The organism is Gellertiella sp. DMC107 (genome assembly GCF_056313605.1).
Map to the genome: position 1 here is coordinate 736,803 of NZ_JBQUZZ010000001.1, position 22,927 is coordinate 759,729.

The following is a 22,927-nucleotide window of genomic DNA, read 5'->3' on the forward strand; positions in this document are numbered from 1 at the left end:
TAATTATCACACAACTATCAGTGCGCTTTGGCAACCGGGAAGACGGTATATTCTACCGAATTTCATTTATGGCCGTCGGATTGGATGAAGTGCGTCAGTGCGCATGGCATCGCTCGTCCACCAGGTGATATGTGGGGATTGGACCGGGCACAGCATGGCGGCAACTGGCGAACAGGTGCTCATTGGGGCATCGGCACGTGAAGTGCCAGTGGAGTGGGCGTCTGATTGCGCAGGGGGAGTAGCGTTCTGACGCCTGCATTCCAAACTCACATTATGAAGAACTATGGAGGGCTATGGCGTAGACATAGTTCTCCTCTTCACCCGGCGCGGCGCGCCACTTTACGCCGAATGCCCTCTACACTACGCTATAACCGCCGAACGTACCCCTTTGCATCGGGTAGCGGGCGGCCTATGTGCAAAAAAGCGTAGAAACAGCGGCGTTTGACGGTAACAAAGTTCGAATCGTCTTCGGTTCCTGCGAAGGCCTCGCGTTTGGAGCTTTGTATGACAGCTCCGTGCCTTCATATCGGTGGATGAGCAATCGTCCGCTAAGCCGAAGAAGCCATTCGGCTGACGAAGCTACCCGCCCATGATGTTATCGCTCCGCTATTTAAGGCCGCTTAACTTGGCTGAACTCCTATTTAAACCAAACGGTCATTGCTTAAATAACGACGGGCCCCATAATGGGGCATGTCCGAATCAGCTCCCAACCTCCGTCTAGGCCGTTTTGTCGAGACCCCGGTCGCGGGTGAGATCGTGCGCGCTTTCGTGCCGCCCCCATTGCCGCCGGAACCATCGATCGACGTGCTGGCCCTGCTTGAGAAGCTGAGCTTGGCAGAGCGGGCGTTGGGTCGGCTGGACGGCATCACCATGCTGCTGCCGCGTCAAGAGCTGTTCCTCTACATGTACGTGCGGAAGGAAGCGGTCCTCTCGTCCCAGATCGAGGGCACCCAATCAACCCTTTCGGACCTGCTCCGCTTCGAGACCGAGGCGCAGGCCGGCCAGCCGATCGACGAAATTCGCGAAGTCTCGAACTACGTCGATGCCATGATGCATGGATTGGAGCGACTGGAAGAACTGCCTTTGTCTTTGCGGCTGATCCGCGAGATGCACGCGCGGCTGTTGCAAAGCGGGCGGGGCGGTACGAAAAATCCCGGCGAATTCCGCCGGTCGCAAAACTGGATCGGCGGCACGCGCCCAGGCAACGCGCTGTTCGTGCCGCCCCCGCCGACCGAGATGGAAGGCTGCCTCAATGCGCTTGAGCGGTTCATGCACGAGGAAGGCTCGCGACTGCCCGCCTTGATTAAGGCGGGCTTGCTGCACGTTCAATTCGAGACTATCCACCCGTTCTTGGACGGCAACGGCAGGATCGGCCGCTTGCTGGTCACGCTGTATCTCTGTGTCAACGGCGTGCTGCGCAAGCCGCTGCTCTACCTGAGCCTTTATCTGAAAGCCCATCGCGCCGACTATTACCGCCTCCTTCAGGAGGTGCGTGAACACGGTGCATGGGAAGCCTGGCTCGATTTCTTTCTGACGGGCGTGGCGGATACAGCCAATCAGGCGTTCGATGCGGCCACCCGGATCGTCGATTTGTTCAAGGAGGACCGTGAACGGATCACGACGCAGAGCGATCGCGCCGGCTCCGCGTTGCGTGTTCATGACCTGTTTCAGCAGAATCCGTTCCTGACCGCCAACCAGCTCGTTCAAAAGACTGGCCTCTCGGCCCCAACCGTCAATGCGGCGCTCGCCGATCTGGAACGGTTCGATATTGTTGAGGAAATCACCGGGCGCAAACGGGGGCGCGTGTTCAGTTACCGGCGGTATCTCGCCATCCTGAGCGAGGGAACCGACCCGCTCCCCACTACGGCCTGACGGGAGGAAGTCTGTGCGTATAGAATCTGTAACCCTGTCCGGCTTCCGCTGCTTCGGTCCAGATCCAATCACGGTTCCGATCTCGTCAGAGATCACGGCGGTTGTCGGTCCGAATGCGGCGGGCAAGACCGCGCTGCTCCATGCTCTGTCGAAGCTGTTCGGCGTGTCGCGGGCGCAGCGCACCGTTCAACGATCCGATTTTCATCTTGGCGCAGATGACGATCCCGAGGACCGTGAACCAAGGGATATGTTCATCGACGTGCTGATCGGCTTGCCCGAGCTGGCCGATGGCACCGCGACACCGGAGACCATCGCACCGTCGTTCCGGCACATGCAGATCGAGCGGGAGGGAAAATCGCCAGTCTGCCGGTTGCGTCTCGAAGCGCGATGGGAAGATGACGGGACCGTCGAAGGCGAGGTTTCGCAGGAACTGTTCTGGGTCGATACGCTCGATGACGATCCCGCCGAGGACAAATGCCATCCGGTCTCGGCGGCGGATCGCGGTCTCATCCAACTCTATTACACGCCTGCCAGCCGGGACGCGGCGGCCCAGATTAAGGCAACGACCGGCGCGCTCGCCGCTCGCCTTCTTCGCGCTATCGAATGGTCATCCAAAACGGAGAAGGCTGTTCAAACGGCAACTGAAAATCTGGCTACCGCATTCGAGGGGGAGTCGGCGATCGCCGCGATCGGCAAAGCCTTGCAGGCGCGCTGGTCAGGGCTCCACGACGATGTCGTCGATACAAAACCACGGCTTAGTCTGGTCAGTCGCCGGTTTGAGGAGGTGGTCAACAAGATTGCCGTGATCTTTGAGCAGGGACCGGATGGCCAGGAACGCGGCCTCGACGCCCTGAGCGATGGTCAGCAATCGCTCTTCTATTTCGCGCTGGCCGCAGCCGTTTTCGATCTGGAGCGTCAGGTTGTCGCCGGCACCGTGGACGGCTTCCGTAACGATACCCTGCGTATCCCGGCGCTCACGCTGTTCGCGCTGGAAGAGCCGGAAAACCATCTCTCCCCATACTTCCTCGCGCGCATCATCCGCCAGGTCCGGTCGCTGACCGACGCCGGCGGCGCGCAGGCGATCATCACCAGCCATTCGCCGGCGGTGCTGAGCCGCGTCAATCCGCGAGAGGTCCGCTACTGCCGGTGCGACCCGAAGACGCGGGTCTCGACGGTCAAGAAAATCAAGATGCCGCCGGGCATTGACGAGGCGTCCAAGTTCGTCCGTGGCGCGATGCTCGCCTATCCTGAACTCTACTTCGCCCGGTTCGTTCTGCTGGTCGAAGGCGACTCGGAACGGATCGTCCTGCCGCCCTTGGCCGATGCGCTCGATCTCCTGATCGATCCTGCCTTCGTCGCCATCGTGCCCTTGGGCGGGCGGCATGTGCAGCATTTCTGGCGATTGCTGAAACATCTGGGCATTCCGCACGCGACCCTTCTCGATCTCGATCTGGGTCGCGACGGCGGTGGCTTTGGTCGCGTGAAGACGGCGATCGAGAACCTCATCGAATTCGGCGTGCCAAAGGCCACGCTTCTGAAGATCGATGGGGGCGTGTTGTCCGACGAACGGTTTGCCACGATGCACACTTGGCAGGACCCAGAGGATCGTAAAATTCTGCAGGGTTGGGTCGATTGCCTGAAGCCGCATGGCGTCTACTTTTCAGCGCCTCTCGACCTCGATCTGGCCATGCTCGGAGCTTTCCCGGACGCCTATAAAGCGATCATCCCGAAGGGTGGCGGTCCGAAGATGGCCGCCGACAAGGCGGCGGAAGTGGTGCTCGGGACAGCGGGACCGGGGCTCACGCTCTACACCGGTCCGTTCAAGGACTATCCGGCGCTTCTGCCAGCCTACCGTTATCACTTCCTCACCAACAGCAAGCCTGCAACGCATCTCGCAGCTCTGACCCACATCAAGAAAAAGGACTTGGCTGAGAAAATGCCTCCGGTTTTGGCCGAGGTCCTCAATCACATCGCCAAGTCGTTGCGGCGGGATTAGTCATGGCGGTGCTCTCGCGACGTGTACGACCGGATGATTGGAAGCCCGTGGGGGTGGATGCGCTCGAAGCGAATGCGTTGAAGGTTGTGCGTTCGACGGACAATCGGTCCGTTATCGCTGGCCCCGGCGCGGGCAAGACGGAATTGCTGGCGCAACGCGCCGCCTACCTCCTCCAGACAGGCGCCGCACCCGCGCCAAGGCGCATTCTCGCCATCAGCTTCAAGCGAGACGCGGCGACCAACCTCGCCGCGCGCGTCCGTCAGCGTTGCCATCGCAATCATGCAGGGCGCTTCGACTCGATGACCTTTGATGCCTTTGCCAAGGGATTGATCGATCGCTTTGGTCAGGCGTTGCCTGAACGCTGGCGGCCAAGGCCAGACTACGAAATATTGAATCCGTATGACCCGATGTATCGTGGGCAATTTTTTGCTAACTTTCTATATCGGCAAGTCGGTTCGCCTCCATCTTCGGTCGGGAGTTATGCGGACATACAAGCAATAGCGACGAAAACATTCGAGCGCCGCCATCTGGTTGGCTCGCCCTTGCCCGTGGATGGCTGGGTAAATCCATCCGTCAGCCAATGGGCGGCAGATCGCTTCTGGCAAATGTCGCTCCACGAAGGCAAAAAATGTGTCCTTTCATTTCCAATGATCGGGAGGCTCGCCGAACTCCTTTTGCGCGTCAATCCGATGGCGCGCGATGCGCTCCGTCTGACCTATTCGCATCTGTTCATGGACGAGTTTCAAGATACGACCCAGATCCAATATGATCTGGTCCGCACGATCTTCCTCGGCACCGATACGGTTATCACGGCCGTTGGTGACAACAAGCAGCAGATCATGCGCTGGGCAATGGCGATGGACGATCCGTTCGCCGCCTTTGATGCTGACTTCGCTGGCAAGCGAACACCGCTTTATAACAATTATCGCTCTTCGCCGGAGCTGGTACGCATCCAGCATGTCCTTGCACAGGCTCTGGATGCTCGCGCCGTAGCGCCAATCTCAAAGACCACCGGTACGATCGGCGGGGAAAGTTGTGCGATATGGGATTTCGCTACGCCGGAGGTCGAGGCGGATCGCTTGGCTGCGTTCGTCACTGCCGAGATGAAAACACACAACCTCGGCCCGCGTGATTTCGTTTTGTTGGTTCGCCAGAAGGCTGCTGATTATGCGGCCGTCCTTGAGCCAGCCTTCAATGCCGCCGGCATTCCACTGCGCAACGAGGCCGGAACCGTTGGGGCGGTTATGCTGCAAGAGTTGCTCGCGGAAGAAGCGTCTCAACTGCCGATGGTCATTTTGCGCCTCGCCATGACCAAGCGCGCTGGTCGTTATTGGACCGAATGCCAAGAAGCGCTTGCGGCCCTGCGAGGCATCGCACCTGATGACGAGGGGGCGCAGTCCAAACTGGCCCACGAGTTAGACGCCTACACGGTCAATCTTTCCAAAAATCATCTTGCTCCGCCAAAGTCGAAAGCGGCGGCGCGGGCGATCATTGACGACATCGTAGCATTCTTGGGTCGAGATCGGCTGATCGCAGTTCATCCCGCCTATGGTCAGGGAGGTTGGTTGGAAAAGGTGCTGGATGCAGCCGCCGTGCATCTATCTGGATCGTCATCCAGCGACGGCGACTGGTCAACGACGCTAGACGCATATGAAGGCGTCCACGCGGTCCCGTTAATGACGATCCACAAGAGCAAGGGGCTCGAATACCACAGCGTCATTTTCGTCGGTCTTGATGATGGCGCATGGTGGAGTTTTGCCAACGACCAGATCGAGGCTACCGCAGGCTTCTTCGTCGCCTTCACGCGCGCGAAGCAACGGGTTGTTTTCACCTACTGCGCTCGTAAGGGCGCACGAAGCAAGATAGCCACGCTGTACGATCTGCTGGCGAAGGCAGGCGTCCGAACATTCCCAGTGACTTGAATTGACGGCTTTATCGCCAACTCTCCCGATATGGAGATCGGGTGATCAAGCGGCTTCGTCGTCGTCTCTGTCGCGGCGTGCGGCAGCTTCCATTTCGGCAACGTCATCAGTGAAATCGAGCACTATCTGAATAGGCAATTCAGTGGGGTTCTCGTCGTTGAAGTGATCAACATCCTGCTTAACCTGGAAACAGTCGTCCGCGATGGCCTTTCGACGCTGACTAAAGGATTTTTCCATGAATGAGCGGGGAGCATTGTCGATGTCCGCCCAAAGGCTCAATTGAACGCCGCCGATATTGGTTCGTACAGAGTGTTTGGCTCTGTACTTCCTGCCCTGGGCGTCGATCCGTTTCTCTTGCCGTAGGCTTTCGGCCAGCGCCTCACGGCAAAGCTTTACCACGTCGCGCGGTTGCGGGCGGTAAAGCCCTTGTTCGATCGCCCACGCAGCAACGTTGTCGAGCGATACCGGAGAGGAATCTACCTCTTCGGTATAGCGATCGAAAATCGCCTGCATTTGCTCAGAAAACTTTGCCATTCATCACCATCATTGAAATCTAGAGATGCGCTTCGGCAACATTGCCCCAGCCGTCGGTTACCGCCGAATTCACTACATAACGCCTCACGGGCACCTGATATTTACGAAGGTAATCATACCTCTTCATCCGCTTTTGGAGCTGTCCCACTACGATCCCTGGGTGGACGCCCATCAGCGACGCAAATCCGATAACATCCCGTTCGGAGAAATATGGATGCTTTCGAGTATAGAATGAATCCATCTTTTGACTTGGAACGCAGAAATCAGCGGCGGCTAAATTTGCGACACGCTCTTCATCGCTTTCATTCTTGTCATCTGACGCGTTATCACCTGTTAGGTGGTCGACCATTCCGATTGAGTGCTTTCCGTGCCCCTGAAGGACGTGCTCGATTTCATGTCGCAGAACAAACCAGAAGTTATCAAGGCGATCGTACAGCGTCGACATTCCAATGACGGGGGACTGGTCATCGAGCCAGGTACACACGCCATCGATCTTCGCGTTGGGTAGAACCTCAACAACGACAAACCGTACACCGCAGTCTGCGAGCAATGCTGGAACGGTCTCAACCGCTTCAGGATCAATCATCAAAGCCCGAAGTTTTGGGAGCGCGCTGCGGAGCTTGTCCGATGAAAAAGTTTGCACCGACATATTGCTTGCGAGTTGCCGAACCCGAAAAACCCACGCCAATTGATGAGGGGGAGTTTCGTCGTAATGCGTCCTTTTGGCGGCAAAAGCGATCGCGCCAGCCCCTTGATCGTTGGCGACCTCGAAAAACCTGTCCATCTGAAGCTGAAGCAGGGATGACTCCCCGTCCTGAATCCACCCCCGACGGATCATATCGCGTACAGGATACAAGCTTTGCAGTTCAGCCCTTGTTTTAACAGCCGGATCAGGTTCCTTCGCATTCTGCAAATCGTACTGACTTTGAAGATTCAAGAAGAATTGAGGGGACGCGTCAAAGGCATCCCCAAGCAAACGTGCCATATCCGGCGTGATCGCGCGCTTTCCTGACAACAAGGGATTAAGTTGCTGCTCGGTCTGCCCGAGAATGAAGGCGAGATCGCGCTGCGACCAGCCACGAACCTCCAGTTCGAGCTTGATGAAGACTCCAGGTGGATCAATAGCGACGGCGTTAGCGCTGGCCATTATGCCGCACCCCTTGTTTGCTCTTCCATCGCCCTTATGATCACTGTCATAGCACTATTCTTTTCCTCAATTCGCAAGACCATTGCCCACTGCGGGGCTAAAATCATCAAATGTTCTGGAGAGTCTGCTGCTCGCGCTTTTAGGCCGAGGCTCCGCCAGTTCTGCATGGTGCGAACATCAGGGGCGGCTCGGATTATGCTCAACCGCTGCCGGGCAGATTGAATAACGGCAACCGGCAGCTTCGTGTCTGCTGCACGTTCCGTTTCAATCAGGGCTAACTGCTGGTCTGCGAACTCGATCTCCATTGGGCAGACCATAGCTGAGTCGCGTGATGTCGTCAACGCGACTTAACGCAAGGCGTTAAGTCGCTATTCTGGGTTCCGCGTCCCGTAACGATCTTGGTCCTCTTCCTCGTGCCTTGCCGAGGAGGAGACCTACTGCGGTGACGCGGGGAGAATTCGAACCACGCTTAAAGGAGGGCTATAGCGTAGATATAGTTCTCGTCTTCACCCGGCGCGGCGCGCCATTTCACCGAAGCCCTGTAGTTGCCCAACGCCGGACCGTTAATCTCGAGCCGTGATACAGGAAGCTCGCTCGCAACACCTGGAATCGCAGCACCCCAGAAGGAGCAGCACCGCCTTTTGCCCGCGATAAAACCCCATCTGGCTTTCATGGCTCGTGCCGTCTCCGGTTTTCGGCGCGGACGATGTGTCGCTTCACTCGGTGTCAGACCATCCGCGGAGACGGTCAACCGGTGAAAAGGTTGAACCAACCCCGACAACCAGGACAAGTGAAAATTGATCGCCTACAGGCGTAATTTAAGAAGGAAATCTCAAAAATTCCCGCGAAGCGCAGAGGATAGCTTCCGAATAGTCGAAGGTTTTTTATGAAGAAAACACCAGCATGCCGGTGCCAAGATATTCTCGCCCGCTTTCTCAGGAAACAGAAGGAGACTCGATACCCATATTTGCGGGAATTCCGCTTCTGTCAGGCCGAATGGCCACTGACTGCAACTATGACGACAGGATCGTAAGGAAAATGAAGGATGTCGATACGATATTCGACGCTGCATTCTTTCAAGGCGACGGCATCTGCGGGAAGATTTTTGCCGCCAAGACATCTCTCCCGGTCGGTCGCTGTCGCCATCTGTCAGTAAAGGCATCCCCATGGAGATCCAGGTACGCATAGAAAATGCAAGCGAGCTTGACCCAAAACTGACATCGAACATCGCCTGCGCTGCCTTTCAAAAACATAGCCCCGAGCTTTCTCCCGAAAGATTTTCGTGGAGCTACAGCAAGGGGTATGACAGGGCCACAATCGTTTCAGCCTTTTCGGGTGACCTGAAAGTCGGCCAGTTGGCGTGCTTTTTCAAGCCTTTTCGCGTCAACGGCACCTTGAGCACGGCTGCGGAACTGGTCGATCTTTTCGTTTCTCCGGAATACCGCGGCGCTAAGGTGGCAAGCAGCCTGTACAAGGAAATGAAAAAGATCATATCCGCCGAAGGAACTTCCCATATTTTTGCCTATGCCAATCAGGGTGCCTCGGTCCTGAACCGCCGCTTTTTTGGCATGAATGAAGTAACCGCATTGCCCGCTCGTCTTGGATTTGCTGCCCCCCTGACCTTGGGAGGCGGAGGTCGACCTATAGTCGTGCTGAATGACATGACGCAAATCGCGGAGGCGTGCGTCCGCTGCGAGGAAGGAGCCGATATGGGAGGCGTGCAGCTTTCCCGGCAACAGCTACACGACCGGATCAGTTCACCCATCCATAGCTATCTCTGCGCGACCGATGGCGAGACAGCTATTCTGGCATCGCCGCGCAATATTCGTTCCATACCCGCTCTGGTTATCTGCGCTACCTTTGGAGCGGAGCACAGAAAACCAGCAAGGCCCTTCGGCGCCTTGATAAGGCGCCTTTGCCACGCATCAGGGCGTAGCGCCTTTTTATACGCGGGCTGGAACAACGCTGTCCGGCTCACCAGCGGATTTGCGTTGCCGAAGCGGCTGACGGAAAGAAAATTCCTGATCCAGTCCAACTGCCTGGAAAGTCACCGGAACACCATAGGGCGGTTCGAGCTGCTTGATGTCGATTATGGATGAATAAGACGTTCTGCAAAAACATACGTGCCGGCATTGCCGGGCACCGGCTGAACATAAAACCCTGGCTACGGCACCCGCTTCGTGCAAGCGGGCGCATCCCGTTACAGGCGACCAAGCCGCTTAGGCGGCCATCGCCTCTGAAAGCACATCCTGCAGTGCTTCCCTGGTTTTCCCGATCTCGCCTTGCGTCAAGGTTGGATGCACAAGCAGCATCACACTCGTCTCTCCCAACTCACGGGCGATCGGCAGACGGTTCGCCGGCCTGAATCCGGTTCCGTCAAAGGCTTTCTCCAGATAAACTTCCGAGCAGGAGCCTTGATAGCAGGGCACGCCGCGTGCGTTTACACTCTCGATAATGCGATCCCGGTTCCAGCCGGCGGCAAGATTTTCCTGCTGTACGTAGAAGTAGAATTTGTAAAAGGCATGCTTGCTGCCTTCATCCTCATGAGGCAGCGTCGGCAAGCGAACAGGACCTTTCTCGCCGGAGAAAGGGTACAATCCTTCCGCGATCATCATCGCATTCCTGTTGCGGATTGTCGTCCAGTCCTCCATGCGCTTCAACTGATAACGGCCGAGTACAGCCTGCATTTCCAGCATGCGCCAATTGGTGCCAAAACTTTCGTGGAGCCATCTGAAGCCTGGCGGGTGCTGCCGATTGTAGACCGCATCATAGGACTTGCCGTGATCCTTGTACGACCACATTCTGGACCACCATTCGCTGTTCTGCGTCGTTACCATGCCCCCTTCCCCGCCGGTGGTCATGATCTTGTCCTGACAGAAAGACCAGGCACCGATATGGCCGATGGAACCGACGCTCCGCCCTTTATAAAGAGCGCCGTGCGCTTGGGCGCAGTCCTCGATAACACGGAAGCCATGCTGGTCGGCGAGAGCCATGATCGGATCCATATCGCAGGGCCAGCCACCGATATGGACACAGATGACGGCCTTGGTCCGCGGGGAAAGAACGGCAGATATCGTATCGGCGGTTATGTTTCCGCTCTCCCGGTCCACTTCAGCAAAGACCGGCTTGGCGCCTGCATTGACAACACAGGATACGGAGGCAAGGAAGGTGCGAGGGGTCACCACCACCTCGTCTCCCGGGCCGACATCGAGGGCCTTCAAGGCAACATCCAGGGCAAGCGTTCCGTTTGCCAGCGAGATCGCGTGGGCGGTGCCGCACCAGCTCGCGAATTCCGCTTCGAATTGCCGGCACTCTTCGCCCGTCCAGTAATTGACGCGGTTGGACAGAAGCACGTTGCGAACGGCATCACCTTCTTCTTCGGTAAAACTCGGCCAAGGCGAAAAGGGCGTGTTCAGCATAATTTGTCGCTTTCCTGTTGTAGGGCGCGCGGGATGGCTACCACGACACGCCTTCAAGTCTATTCGGGGTTGGAAAAGCACGCGTGCCCGTGATCACACCCCATCCGCTCATGATCCGATCAGCTACCGTCTGGCCCGACACCAAGGAACCTGCATAACCATCAATCTTACCTTTCATGCTGCCGTCAGGCGTCCCCCAGGTGCCGTTTCAACACGTGGCGCAGGAAGCCTCTGCCCTGGTTCTGGTCACCAGCTGGCGATCGAATGTCCGTTACTCTGCCTTGCCGAGGCCGGCCGTACCGGTGAAACGGCTCATGGTCGCCTGGCCTTCTTGGCTTACGCCTTTGCGCGACAGCACCGTCACAACTGTCAGGTAAAGAATTTTCAGGTCGAGCAAGGGGTTTACATGATCCACATACCAGACATCCATCTTGAAGCGCTCTTCCCACGACAAGGCATTGCGCCCATTCACCTGCGCCCATCCAGTCACACCGGGTTTCACCTCTTGCCTGCGCAATTGCTCGGTGGAATACAGCGGAACATAGTCCATCAGCAAAGGCCTCGGACCGACAAGGCTCATATCGCCTTTGAGAACGTTGATCAGCTCAGGAAGCTCGTCCATGCTCGAAGAACGCAGAAAGCGGCCAAAACGGGTAAGGCGCATGTCGTCCGGCAAAAGCTGTCCATCTGCACCCACAGCGTTCGTCATGCTGCGAAACTTGATCATGCGGAAGGGCTTGCAGTTCTGACCGGCCCGAACCTGCGTGAAGAACACCGGAGAGCCGAGCTTGACCCTCACGAGCAAGGCGAGCACTACGATGACCGGTAAAAACAAAAAAAGAGCAACAAGGCTCAGGAGAATATCGATAAGCCGTTTCAATTTCTTGCCCGTACGATCCGCACTGCCTTTGTCGCAGGGACCTGTTTCCCTGAACCGGCGGCACCATAATTCTCGGTTCCCCTGCTGACAAGGGAACAGATTCTTACAGCCTCTACACGCTTGGTGAGCCAAATAAAAGAATCACAGGTCGTCCCGTTCCGCCATTCTACATATATGAACCACGCGCGTCATACGCATGAGCTCACCGAAGGTTGCAAGAACAAAAGGGGAGACCACGCATGCTCTGGCCGGCATATGTCGTCCAATATAGAAGGATGCGACCAAAATAACCTGTTTCAAGATGCTCTAGATCCGTTGAAAAATACAATCCAACTCGATATGACGCACCTGACTGTCGGTGCAGGTCTAGATTGCGGATCGGTGTTTTGGCGCGGATTTCATGAGCGTCTACATCTCCCGCAGGCAAATACGATTAGGTAATGATACCCTGTGGACACGATAGCCACAGGCGGTACCCGAGGAAAGGCAAACATGGCATCCGATCTCGTGCAGAAATTGAACAGCAAAGACGCGGTCATCGGCATCGTGGGCCTCGGCTATGTAGGGCTGCCCCTGATGCTGCGCTACTCGGAAGTCGGGTACAAAGTTCTCGGATTTGATATCGAGGAGACCAAGGTTGCCCGCCTGAATGCCGGTGAATCCTACATCGAACATATCGACGGCAATGCCATCCGCTCGGCTCGGGAGCGCGGCTTCGAAGCGACGACCAATTTCGCCCGCGCCCAAGAGGTCGACGCACTGATCCTGTGCGTGCCGACCCCTCTGAACCGCTACCGGGAGCCTGACCTGAGCTTTGTGCTCAATACCGTCGAGAGCCTTGTTCCTCATCTTCGGGCCGGACAGGTCATGTCGCTGGAAAGCACAACCTACCCCGGCACGACGGAAGAAGAATTGCAGCCGCGTATCGAGCGGGCTGGTTTCACCATCGGCAAAGACTATTATCTCGTGTTCTCGCCGGAACGCGAGGATCCGGGCAACCCGAACTTCACCACGCGCACGATTCCAAAAGTTTGCGGTGGCTGCACGCCGGAATGCCTTGAAGTCGGCTTGGCGCTGTATGGCCAGGTCATCGACCGTGTCGTGCCCGTGAGCTCGACCCGCGCCGCCGAACTCACAAAACTGCTCGAGAACATTCACCGGGCGGTCAATATCGGCTTGGTCAACGAAATGAAGATTGTGGCAGACCGGATGGGTATAGATATTCATGAGGTCATCCGTGCGGCGGCGACCAAGCCTTTCGGCTTCGTTCCCTATTATCCGGGTCCCGGCCTCGGCGGACACTGCATCCCGATCGATCCTTTCTACCTGACCTGGAAAGCGCGCGAATACGGGGTTCACACCCGCTTCATTGAACTGGCCGGCGAAATCAACTCGTCGATGCCGGACTATGTGATCTCGAAGATCATGTCGTCCCTCAACACGGCCCGCAAATCGGTTGCCGGCAGCCGCATTCTGGTTCTTGGGATCGCTTACAAGAAGAATGTGGACGACATGCGGGAATCGCCCTCCGTCATGTTGATGGAAAAGCTCCGGGATATGGGAGCGGAGATTGCTTACTCGGACCCCCATATTCCGACATTCCCGAAGATGCGCGAACATCACTTCGATCTTTCCAGCGTACCGCTGAACGCGGACGTGCTGGCAAGCTACGACTGCGTGCTGCTTGCCACCGACCATGACCGGTTCGACTACGACCTGATCCGTGAACACTCCAAGTTGATCGTGGATGCGCGAGGCCGTTATCTCGAGCCCACCGACCATATAACAAAGGCCTGATCCATGCGTAGCTTCGCTCCCGGAATTACTGATCGAAAGATCAAATTCGCCCTCGTTGGCTGTGGCCGTATCGCGCAGAATCATTTCGCTGCCATGCAGCAGCATGGAAACCGTTGCGAGATTGTCGATGTTTGCGACATCGACGCTGCCGCTCTTGAAAAGGCTGCGGCGCTGACCGGCGCGCGTCCCCACGCCAAGCTTTCAGATCTTCTGAGCCACACTGATGCGGACATTGTCGTGTTGACCACCCCGAGCGGCCTTCATGCCGAACAGGCTGTGGAAGTGGCTGCGACCGGCAGACATGTGATGACCGAGAAGCCCATGGCAACGCGCTGGCAAGATGGTCTTCGTATGGTGAAGGCTTGCGATGATGCCAATGTGCGCCTTTTCGTTGTCAAGCAGAATCGCCGCAATGCAACGCTCCAGCTTTTGAAGCGGGCAATCGACCAGAAGCGCTTCGGTCGGATCTACATGGTCAACCTCAATGTCTTCTGGACCCGCCCCCAGGACTATTATGATAGTGCTGCGTGGCGCGGGACCTGGGAATTCGATGGCGGCGCGTTGATGAACCAGGCAAGCCACTACGTTGACCTGCTGGACTGGATGATCGGACCGATCGAGAGCCTTCAAGCCTACACTGCGACGCTTGCCAGAAACATCGAGACGGAAGATACCGCTGTCATGAGCGTTCGCTGGCGCTCTGGCGCGCTGGGTTCGATGAATGTAACGATGCTGACCTACCCGAAGAATCTGGAAGGCAGCATCACCATCATCGGTGAAAAAGGCACGGTGCGTGTGGGCGGCGTTGCCGTCAACGAAATTCAGCACTGGGAATTTGCCGAACCGCATCCTGACGATGCTGAAGTCAAGAATGCATCCTATTCGACGACGTCCGTCTACGGATTTGGACATCCCCTGTATTATGACAATGTGATCAACGTACTCCGGGGAGAAGATACGCCGGAGACCGACGGTCGCGAAGGGCTGCGCTCCCTGGAAACCCTGATCGCGGCCTACCTCTCGGCGCGTGACGGTAAGCGTATCGCCCTGCCGCTGGATTACTGACATGGCCGTCTCTATACACCCCACGGCCATCGTCGATGAAGGCGCGCAAATCGGCGACGGCAGCAGAGTCTGGCACTGGGCGCATATTTGCGGCGGCGCCAGGATTGGCACCGGATGTTCCTTTGGTCAGAATGTTTTCGTTGGCAACGATGTTGTCATCGGCAACAATGTGAAGATCCAGAACAACGTTTCGGTCTATGATGCGGTGCGACTGGGCGACGACGTTTTCTGCGGTCCGAGTATGGTCTTCACGAACGTCTACAATCCTCGCTCCGCGATCAACCGTAAAGCGGAATATCGGCAGACCGTGGTGGGCAAAGGCGCTACGCTCGGCGCAAACTGCACGATTGTCTGCGGAAACACGATCGGCGATCATGCCTTCATCGGTGCGGGCGCGGTCGTGAACACGGACGTTCCAGCCTTTGCCCTTATGCTTGGCGTGCCCGCCAAGCGTAAAGGCTGGATGTGTCTTTGTGGGTCGCAACTCAAAGGCACAGGGACTGTCACCTGTGAATGCGGTGCCCGTTATGAAATTTCTGCCACGGAGTGCAAACCCCTATGACCGCCAGACGCCTGGATTTCATCGACCTCAAGTCGCAGTATGCAGAGCTCAAGCACGCGGTTGATAGCCGCATACAAAAAGTGCTGGATCATGGCCAGTACATCATGGGTCCGGAAGTAAGGGAGTTGGAGGAAAAGCTCGAAACCTATACCGGCTCCTCCCATTGCATCACTGTCTCTTCGGGCACCGAAGCGCTGCTTATCGCCCTTATGGCACTGGGTGTGAAGCCGGGAGATGAAGTGATCACGACCGCCTTCACCTTCATCGCAACCGCCGAAGTGATTGCGCTTGTCGGCGCCGTTCCGGTTTTCGTGGATGTGGAACGGGACACCTGCAACATTGATGCTTCCCGCATCGAGGCCGCAATTACCGAACGCACACGCGCCATTATTCCCGTCTCGCTGTATGGTCAGACGGCTGATATGGATGCCATCAACGACATCGCTGCGCGCCACGGCAATATAGCCGTGATCGAAGATGCTGCACAAAGTTTTGGCGCTGATTATCATGGCCGCAAATCTTGCAACGTGTCGCGCATTGGCTGCACCAGCTTCTTCCCCAGCAAGCCCTTGGGCTGCTACGGCGATGGCGGCGCGATCTTCACGGACGATGCCGAACTTGCGAAAGCGATGCGCGAAATTCGCGTACACGGTCAGGAACGCCGCTACTATCACACCCGCATCGGCGTGGGTGGCCGCATGGACACCCTGCAATGCGCGGTCGTGCTGGCCAAGCTGGAGCGCTTCGACTGGGAAGTGGCGCAGCGTATTGCCATCGGCGACCGTTACATCGCCTTGCTCTCGGGTAAGAATTCTGTGAGGACCGTTGCCGTAAGGCCCGGGCGCACGTCGGTATGGGCGCAATTCACGGTGATTTCGGACCAGCGGGAGCAATTGCTGGCAACGTTGAAGGCCGCTGACATTCCGACGGCAATTCATTATCCGACGCCATTGCACCGCCAGCCAGCCTATGCGGATCTCTGCCGTATATCGGGAGACTTGGCAAATACCGAATACCTCGCCGATAGCGTATTCAGCTTGCCCATGCACCCCTATCTGTCCTCGGACGATCAGGAACGTATTGTATCTCTACTCTAGGGATAATTTTGCACCGTAACATAACTGGACTGCACAATAAGGAATTGGATAAAGCATGAAAGTTGTTCACCTTACGTCTGCGCATAGTCGCTATGATGTCAGGATCTATCTGAAACAGTGCCGCAGCTTGAAGGAAGCCGGCCACGACGTTTCCCTGATTGTCGCAGACGGAAAAGGTGAAGAAGTTAAAGAAGGCATTCGTATTTTGGATGTAGGACGTGCCTCTGGCCGACTACGTCGCATGACCGAATCCACCAGGAAAATACTGAAACAAGCATTGCTACTGGATGCAGACATTTACCACATGCATGATCCTGAGCTCATCCCAATCGGTCTAAGATTGCGAATGCGGGGAAAAAAGGTTGTTTTTGACGCCCATGAGGATTTGCCTAAGCAAATTTTATCAAAGGCCTACATTCCAGCTGTTTTGCGCCGCTGCGTATCGATTTTAGCCGAAATCGGCGAACGCCTAGCTTTCCCTTATTTCAGCGGCGTGGTCGCAGCAACGCCAAGCATCGGCCTTAAGTTAAAGGGAATGAACGCCCACGCCGAGACGGTCAACAATTTCCCTTTACCAGGAGAATTGGAAATTGCTGTCGAAGGGCTCATCAAAACCCCTGAAGTTTGTTACATTGGCGGAGTCTCCACGATAAGAGGGGCTCGAGAAATAGTTACGGCCATGAGCCTGGTCTCTGGCGGCCTGCGCCTGAACCTGGCCGGCCCCATGTCGGAAAGAAATCTTCATTCAACGCTAGAAGCGATGGCGGGATGGTCGACTGTGAACGACTTGGGAGTGATCAGTCGCGAGGAGGTCGGAAGAGTCATGGCTCGCTCTATCGCCGGTCTTGTTACATTTCTGCCAGCTCCAAACCACTTGGATTCTCAGCCGAACAAAATGTTTGAGTATATGTCGGCGGGCCTCCCCGTAATTGCGTCGAATTTTCCTCTATGGCGCGAAATAATAGAAGGGGTTGATTGTGGAATTTGCGTCGATCCCCAAAACCCGAAAGAAATAGCCGAAGCGATCGATAAGATTGCTCAGAATCCCGCGCTTGCAAAAGCTATGGGAGAGCGGGGCAAAAATGCGGTGCATCAGATTTACAACTGGCCGGCGGAAGCGAGAAAGCTAGTCGCCTTTTATCAGCACTTTGCATAAGCCCCGCACCACCTAATCTTACAAGCTAAAGGCAGTAGAATATGAAAAAGATCATGACGGTTGTCGGCGCTCGGCCGCAATTCATAAAGGTTGCACCAGTCAGTATCGCCTTGAAGAAGACTGGGGTAGTGCAAGAAGTACTTGTCCATACTGGCCAGCATTTTGATGCTGGAATGTCCGACATATTTTTCGACGAGCTTGGAATTGCCCCCCCTGCCTATAATCTGGATATTCATGGAGGAGGACATGGCGCCATGACGGGCGCAATGCTCCAGCAGATCGAACCTCTTATGATCGAACTCAAGCCGGACTATGTGCTGGTCTACGGAGATACCAACTCCACTCTGGCGGGCGCCCTCGCCGCTGCAAAGCTTCACATACCAGTTGCGCATGTCGAAGCGGGGCTAAGGTCGTTCAACAAGAAAATGCCGGAAGAGATCAACCGGATTCTCACCGACCACGTATCTCAGCTTCTTTTCGCTTCGACGGATGTTGCGCGGGAAAACCTGCTGCACGAGGGGATTGATGCCTCTTTGATCCACGAAACGGGCGACGTCATGTATGATGCCTCCCTGCGCTTTGCAAAGGTTGCGGCCGAACGGAGCAACATCTTGGCACGCCTTGGCCTCGAAAGCCGTCCTTTTGTGCTGTCGACCATTCATCGCGCAGAAAACACGGATGTACCCGAGCGACTTCTCAGCATCGTGAAAGGATTGGATGAGATTGCGGAATCCATTCCCGTCGTGCTGCCGCTTCATCCGCGGACCAAGCAGAAACTGGCACAGCTGGAATTTACATTCCGAAAAGTGACCGTGATAGACCCAGTCGGTTATCTCGATATGATTTCCCTCGAATCACGCGCTTCCCTGATCGCCACCGACTCCGGAGGTGTTCAAAAGGAAGCCTTCTTTTTCAAGGTTCCCTGCGTCACGTTGCGGGATGAGACGGAATGGGTAGAGTTGGTCCAGTCAGGCTGGAACATTCTCCTGCAACCCGGAACGTCTGATGTCGCCGCCCGGATCCGCGCACGAATCGGGAGTAAGGGTGCTGAAATCGCGCCATACGGCGACGGAACCGCAGCCGACCGGATTGCAGGGGTTCTCGCCAGATGAAAGTAGTATGGGTTCTCAACCATTACGCACAGGAACCAGGTGGCCCTGGTGGCACGAGGCATTTCTCGTTGGCCAAAAATCTCAGGGAACAAGGTTGGGATGCTTATCTCGTAGCGTCGAGCGTGGAACATGGCACCGGGCGACAACGCCTCCAAGATCAGGAAACAAGCAGGCTCCAGACCATTGATGGAGTTCATTTCCTATGGCTGAAATGCCGGACATATGCAGCAAACGGCTTTGATCGCGTCGGCAACATGCTGGACTATACGATCAAGGCGCTTGGGCTGCGACCCGGTGAACAATCAGGCCTGCCCCGACCTGATGTCGTAATAGGCTCGAGTGTGCATCCGCTCGCCGCATGGGCAGGACTACGCCTTGCCAAAAAATTCGGTGTACCTTTTGTGTTTGAGGTACGCGATCTTTGGCCACAGACGCTGATCGATATCGGGCGATTGGGGAAAAATCATCCCGCTTCCTGGATGATGTTCATTCTTGAGAAATATCTGTACCGCAAGGCAGCAATGGTAATAACTTTGCTACCTTATTCCATTGATTACATTGCTTCTCGTGGAATAGACAGAAGCAAAATTCTTTGGTTGCCGAACGGTGCCGACCCAGGGCCTGAACCTTTACCGCTCACACAAAATAAAAAATTCACCTTTATGTATTTTGGCGCCCATGGACTCGCCAATAATCTTGATAATATACTTGATGCGATGGTGATTATCCAATCGCGTCATGCGGATAGACCGATATTCTGCCGCTTTATCGGCGATGGCCCCCAAAAGATGAAATTGCGCGAAAAGGCTGCCGGCCTGAATTTGACAAACGTATCTTTTGAGGATCCGGTGCCCAAGTCGCAGATACCCAATATAGCATCCGAGGCGGACGCCTTTGTATTCAATCTTGCTGATACACCCGTGTTCAAGTATGGGATAAGCTCCAACAAGCTTTTTGATTATATGGCAGCGGGACGACCTATCGTTTTCGCCTGTTTGGCGGGAAACAATCCGGTCAAGGACGCCAACGCCGGAATAACGGTAGAACCCGACGACCCGGAAAAGCTTGCTGACGCAATGCTGGAACTTGCCGCGATGCCATCCGATCGCCTCCACAATATGGGCAAGAATGGTCGGGCCTACTTGTTGGAACATCATGATACGAAGCTTTTGGCTGAAACCTTAGGGCGCAGGTTAGACGCGCTTATGCTTTGAGAGAGCAAATGGCTAAACAGGTACCGTGGATGTGTTCAGTAGCCTTTTCCAAGAAAAATCGCTTTCTCGGTGCCGGCTTTCTGACGTAACTTTGTGGGATCAGGCTTCCGAGCGCACTGCGGATACGCACGAAATTTCTACTCACCCTAGGTTGTTTTGATAAAGGTTGACTTGCTATAAGGCTATCGCGGAGCACTTGTAAGGGGCTATTTTGCGCAGATGAAACAGGCATGTGTCAAAGGGCAAATCGATGGAAGCGCAGGACAGATGTCCCTGGAAGCGGGACTAGATCCTTTACAGTTCATTGGTCCGTCGGATAAAGCGATCCTGCAAATCACACAAACGAATTCGTAACGTGCGTGCTCAATGCCATGCGCAGCAAGGCTTCTTCGCCAAGGCGGCAGAGGGATCCAATGCGGGACACAGTTGCCAGGGCCGGGCGGTCATAAACGGAGAAGGATTGCTGTTTTGACAGGTCGGAAAGCCTATTGGCGTGCCGTTGCGTTGGTCTTTTCCGGTACGGCGACGGCACAGATGATTCCGGTTCTCGGCTCGCTCGTTATTGCCCGGATTTATACCCCCTCGGACTTCGGCATCTTCATGGCTTGGTTCGGACTGGTTTCCCTTGGGGCCGTGTTTGCAACGGGGCGCTTTGAAATGACCCTTGCCCTCGAGCCGGACGGAGAGGAACGGGCGCAAGCGGCGACGATGGCCCTGACGACCCTCGGCCTTATTCTCTCTGCGGTATCGCTTCCCGGCATTCTGCTCTATTTCGCCTTCAGACATTATTTGCCCGCCGCTCCGGCCTATCTGATTGTGCTTTATGTGCCTGCGGTGGCTGCGGCGGCCGGCGTGCTGATTTTCCAGGCTTGGGCGGCCGCAGAAGGGCGTTTCAAGGCGCTTTCGATGATGCGTATCACCCAGGCTGCCCTGGTCACAGCGCTACAGATTGGCGTGGGCTTTGCAATGCCCTCGACGGCCAGCCTCGCCACGGCTCAGTTGCTCGGCGTGACAGCGGGTCTCGCAGTGATGATTTCCTTGTTCAGGCCCCCGCGCCTGTCTGGGGGATGGACAAACCTCACTGCCTTCTGGCGGAAGTATCGCCGTTTTCCCCTCTTTGCGTTGCCAGCCGATACGATTAACACCGCTGCGGCACAACTGCCCCTCACCATCATCGCGCACCGCTTTGGCGCAGAAAGCGCGGGATATGTTGCGATGGCGTTTCGCATGCTGGGCGCCCCCATATCCCTGCTCGGCTCAGCGGTTCTGGACGTGTTCAAGCGACGGGCTTCGGAAAGCTTCAGAACGATCGGCAATTGCAGAGCAGCCTACCTGGAAACCTTTACTGTCCTCGCCGCAGGCTCGTTGCTCGCGACCTGCGTATTCTGGTTCTTTGGCGAAGATTTGTTTGTCTTTGCCTTCGGGCCACGCTGGATCGAAGCCGGTCGGGCCGCAATAATCCTCCTGCCTCTCTTTGCGTTGCGCTTTGTGGCCAGCCCTCTGAGCTATACGTTCTATATTGCACAAAAGCAGTCCGCTGATCTGGTGTGGCAAATTTGCCTTTTTGCGATGACGCTCATCTCCTTGCTTGCTTTCTCGACATACCAGGACTCGCTTGCATCTTATGCAATCGGGTATAGCCTTCTTTACGTGGTTTACATTTTCCTTTCCTACCGCTTCAGCAATAGCAGGACAGCATGATCGCAATCATCGACTACGACATCGGCAATTTGGGCGCCGTGGCGAACATGCTGCGAAGGATAGGCCACGCAAGTGTCATTACCGCCAACCCGAATGTGATTGCAGAAGCCGACAAGATCATTCTTCCCGGGAACGGCCATTTCGACACCTGCATGCGCAATATACGAGCCAGTGGCCTTGTCCCTCTGCTGGAGGAAAAGATCGCTCAGGGAACACCCCTCCTCGGTATATGCGTGGGAGCGCAGATGCTGGGCAAAGAGAGCGAGGAAGGAAACGAGCCTGGCCTTGGATGGCTGGACATGAAGGTAAAACGGTTTCCCTCGCTGGAAGGACTCCGCATTCCCCACATGGGTTGGACTGAGGTAGAGAGGCCGCAACCCGAGCACCCGTTGGTTCAGGGGCTCAAGGAAGATGCGCGCTTCTATTTTGTTCACAGCTATTACCTCATGCCTGCGGACCCTTCCATCAGCATCCTAAACGCCCATTATGGCCTTTCCTTCGCCGCAGGCGTCGCAGCCGGCAACATCGCAGGGGTTCAGTTCCATCCGGAAAAAAGTCACCGGTTCGGCAAGACCTTGCTTGGAAATTTTGCGGGAGGCACCCTCTGATGTTTCGTCCTCGCGTCATCCCGGTCCTGCTCCTGCGCGGCCATGGACTCGTCAAAACGAAGAAGTTCAAAGATTCCGTCTATGTGGGCGACCCTGTGAACGCCGTCAGAATCTTTTCCGAAAAAGAAGCGGATGAGATCGTGATTCTGGATATTGATGCTTCCCGTGAAGGACGGGCGCCGAACTTTGATCTCATACAGGAAATAGCAGGCGAGTGCCTCATGCCCATGGCCTATGGAGGTGGCATCACCAGCTATGAGGAAGTCCGTCAATTGATCCGCTCCGGCGTGGAAAAAGTGGTCATCAATAGCGCGGCAGCCTCCGGCAACATGGACGTGATCACAAAGTCCGCCGATGCATTCGGAAGTCAGGCTGTTGTGGGCGCAATCGATGTCCGGCATTCGATGCTGCGGGGATACCGGGTGGCCGCAAAATCTGGCACCGTCGATACCGGCCTCAATCTTCAGGAACATGCGCGAGCGCTGGTGGCAGCTGGCGCCGGAGAAATATTCATAAACAACATCGATGCCGACGGAACAATGGCCGGCTTTGACACGAAATTGATCAAGCTGGTGTCCGACAGCGTGACTGTGCCTGTCGTGGCCTGCGGAGGTGCCGGAACCATTGAGCACCTGCGCAGTGCTCTGGATATCGGGCGCGCATCGGCGGTCGCTGCAGGCAGCATGTTCGTGTTTCATGGGAAGCACCGCGCCGTTCTTATAAACTACAACCCCCATGAATTGGTGCAATCCTGATGGCAGTCTTTAAAAATCGATTCAGTTATCAATATTTAAAAAGTTAAATGTATATTCTTCTTTTTGAAGAAGCAATCTTATATCCGTTGT

The 22,927-nt window shown here is 55.9% G+C and carries 19 protein-coding genes; 14 read left to right on the forward strand and 5 right to left on the reverse strand.

What is annotated here, in order from left to right:
* Positions 1-690 precede the first annotated feature (690 nt).
* The 3 genes from ACT54B_RS03500 to ACT54B_RS03510 are packed head-to-tail and all read left to right on the forward strand — an operon-like array spanning position 691 to position 5,790.
* The gene (locus ACT54B_RS03500) at positions 691-1,872 is read left to right on the forward strand and encodes a Fic family protein (RefSeq protein ID WP_476042867.1); all 1,182 of its coding nucleotides are present in this window, start codon (positions 691-693) and stop codon (positions 1,870-1,872) included.
* 13 nt (positions 1,873-1,885) lie between these two features.
* Entirely contained in the window at positions 1,886-3,868 is a 1,983-nt protein-coding gene (locus ACT54B_RS03505) for an ATP-dependent nuclease (RefSeq protein ID WP_476042868.1), read from the forward strand.
* A gap of 2 nt (positions 3,869-3,870) precedes the next feature.
* The gene (locus tag ACT54B_RS03510; RefSeq protein WP_476042869.1) at positions 3,871-5,790 is read left to right on the forward strand and encodes a UvrD-helicase domain-containing protein; all 1,920 of its coding nucleotides are present in this window, start codon (positions 3,871-3,873) and stop codon (positions 5,788-5,790) included.
* Between the two features lie 45 nt (positions 5,791-5,835).
* Here the strand turns inward: ACT54B_RS03510 and ACT54B_RS03515 are convergent, their stop codons facing one another.
* Genes ACT54B_RS03515 through ACT54B_RS03525 form a run of 3 tightly spaced genes read right to left on the reverse strand, consistent with a single transcriptional unit; the run spans position 5,836 to position 7,776 of the window.
* Positions 5,836-6,324, reverse strand: a complete 489-nt coding sequence (locus ACT54B_RS03515) for a hypothetical protein (RefSeq protein ID WP_476042870.1) — start codon at positions 6,322-6,324, stop codon at positions 5,836-5,838.
* 19 nt (positions 6,325-6,343) lie between these two features.
* Positions 6,344-7,471: a HigA family addiction module antitoxin gene (locus tag ACT54B_RS03520; RefSeq protein ID WP_476042871.1), complete on the reverse strand. Its 1,128-nt coding sequence runs from the start codon at positions 7,469-7,471 to the stop codon at positions 6,344-6,346.
* Positions 7,471-7,776, reverse strand: coding sequence for a hypothetical protein (locus ACT54B_RS03525; protein ID WP_476042872.1), 306 nt, complete (start codon positions 7,774-7,776; stop codon positions 7,471-7,473). The genes ACT54B_RS03520 and ACT54B_RS03525 overlap by 1 nt, the downstream gene beginning before the upstream one ends.
* A gap of 861 nt (positions 7,777-8,637) precedes the next feature.
* Here ACT54B_RS03525 and ACT54B_RS03530 point away from each other — a divergent pair.
* The gene (locus ACT54B_RS03530) at positions 8,638-9,570 is read left to right on the forward strand and encodes a GNAT family N-acetyltransferase (protein ID WP_476042873.1); all 933 of its coding nucleotides are present in this window, start codon (positions 8,638-8,640) and stop codon (positions 9,568-9,570) included.
* A 120-nt stretch (positions 9,571-9,690) separates the two neighbouring features.
* Here the strand turns inward: ACT54B_RS03530 and ACT54B_RS03535 are convergent, their stop codons facing one another.
* Both ACT54B_RS03535 and ACT54B_RS03540 read right to left on the reverse strand, forming a co-directional pair.
* Positions 9,691-10,890 carry a DegT/DnrJ/EryC1/StrS family aminotransferase gene (locus tag ACT54B_RS03535; RefSeq protein ID WP_476043499.1) on the reverse strand — a complete coding sequence of 400 codons (1,200 nt, stop codon included), beginning with the start codon at positions 10,888-10,890 and terminating at the stop codon, positions 9,691-9,693.
* Between the two features lie 271 nt (positions 10,891-11,161).
* Entirely contained in the window at positions 11,162-11,770 is a 609-nt protein-coding gene (locus ACT54B_RS03540) for a sugar transferase (RefSeq protein ID WP_476042874.1), read from the reverse strand.
* 492 nt (positions 11,771-12,262) lie between these two features.
* On the opposite strand from ACT54B_RS03540, the gene ACT54B_RS03545 reads away from it, so the two are divergent.
* From ACT54B_RS03545 to ACT54B_RS03590, 10 genes are all read left to right on the forward strand, one after another.
* On the forward strand, positions 12,263-13,567 hold the full coding sequence (locus ACT54B_RS03545; RefSeq protein ID WP_476042875.1) for a nucleotide sugar dehydrogenase: 1,305 nt from the start codon (positions 12,263-12,265) through the stop codon (positions 13,565-13,567).
* 3 nt (positions 13,568-13,570) lie between these two features.
* The gene (locus tag ACT54B_RS03550; protein WP_476042876.1) at positions 13,571-14,632 is read left to right on the forward strand and encodes a Gfo/Idh/MocA family protein; all 1,062 of its coding nucleotides are present in this window, start codon (positions 13,571-13,573) and stop codon (positions 14,630-14,632) included.
* A 1-nt stretch (position 14,633) separates the two neighbouring features.
* Positions 14,634-15,194 carry an acyltransferase gene (locus ACT54B_RS03555; RefSeq protein WP_476042877.1) on the forward strand — a complete coding sequence of 187 codons (561 nt, stop codon included), beginning with the start codon at positions 14,634-14,636 and terminating at the stop codon, positions 15,192-15,194.
* On the forward strand, positions 15,191-16,291 hold the full coding sequence (locus ACT54B_RS03560; protein ID WP_476042878.1) for a DegT/DnrJ/EryC1/StrS family aminotransferase: 1,101 nt from the start codon (positions 15,191-15,193) through the stop codon (positions 16,289-16,291). The genes ACT54B_RS03555 and ACT54B_RS03560 overlap by 4 nt, the downstream gene beginning before the upstream one ends.
* 55 nt (positions 16,292-16,346) lie before the next feature.
* Positions 16,347-17,447, forward strand: coding sequence for a glycosyltransferase family 4 protein (locus ACT54B_RS03565; protein ID WP_476042879.1), 1,101 nt, complete (start codon positions 16,347-16,349; stop codon positions 17,445-17,447).
* Positions 17,448-17,488: 41 nt separating this feature from the next.
* Positions 17,489-18,559, forward strand: a complete 1,071-nt coding sequence (wecB, locus tag ACT54B_RS03570; protein ID WP_476042880.1) for a non-hydrolyzing UDP-N-acetylglucosamine 2-epimerase — start codon at positions 17,489-17,491, stop codon at positions 18,557-18,559.
* Entirely contained in the window at positions 18,556-19,773 is a 1,218-nt protein-coding gene (locus ACT54B_RS03575; protein WP_476042881.1) for a glycosyltransferase family 4 protein, read from the forward strand. The genes wecB and ACT54B_RS03575 overlap by 4 nt, the downstream gene beginning before the upstream one ends.
* A gap of 468 nt (positions 19,774-20,241) precedes the next feature.
* On the forward strand, positions 20,242-21,474 hold the full coding sequence (locus tag ACT54B_RS03580) for an oligosaccharide flippase family protein (protein WP_476042882.1): 1,233 nt from the start codon (positions 20,242-20,244) through the stop codon (positions 21,472-21,474).
* Entirely contained in the window at positions 21,471-22,082 is a 612-nt protein-coding gene (hisH, locus tag ACT54B_RS03585) for an imidazole glycerol phosphate synthase subunit HisH (protein WP_476042883.1), read from the forward strand. The genes ACT54B_RS03580 and hisH overlap by 4 nt, the downstream gene beginning before the upstream one ends.
* A complete protein-coding gene (locus ACT54B_RS03590; RefSeq protein ID WP_476042884.1) occupies positions 22,082-22,837 on the forward strand; it encodes an AglZ/HisF2 family acetamidino modification protein in 756 nt (251 codons plus the stop codon). Before hisH ends, ACT54B_RS03590 begins: the two co-directional genes overlap by 1 nt.
* The last annotated feature ends 90 nt before the right edge of the window (positions 22,838-22,927 follow it).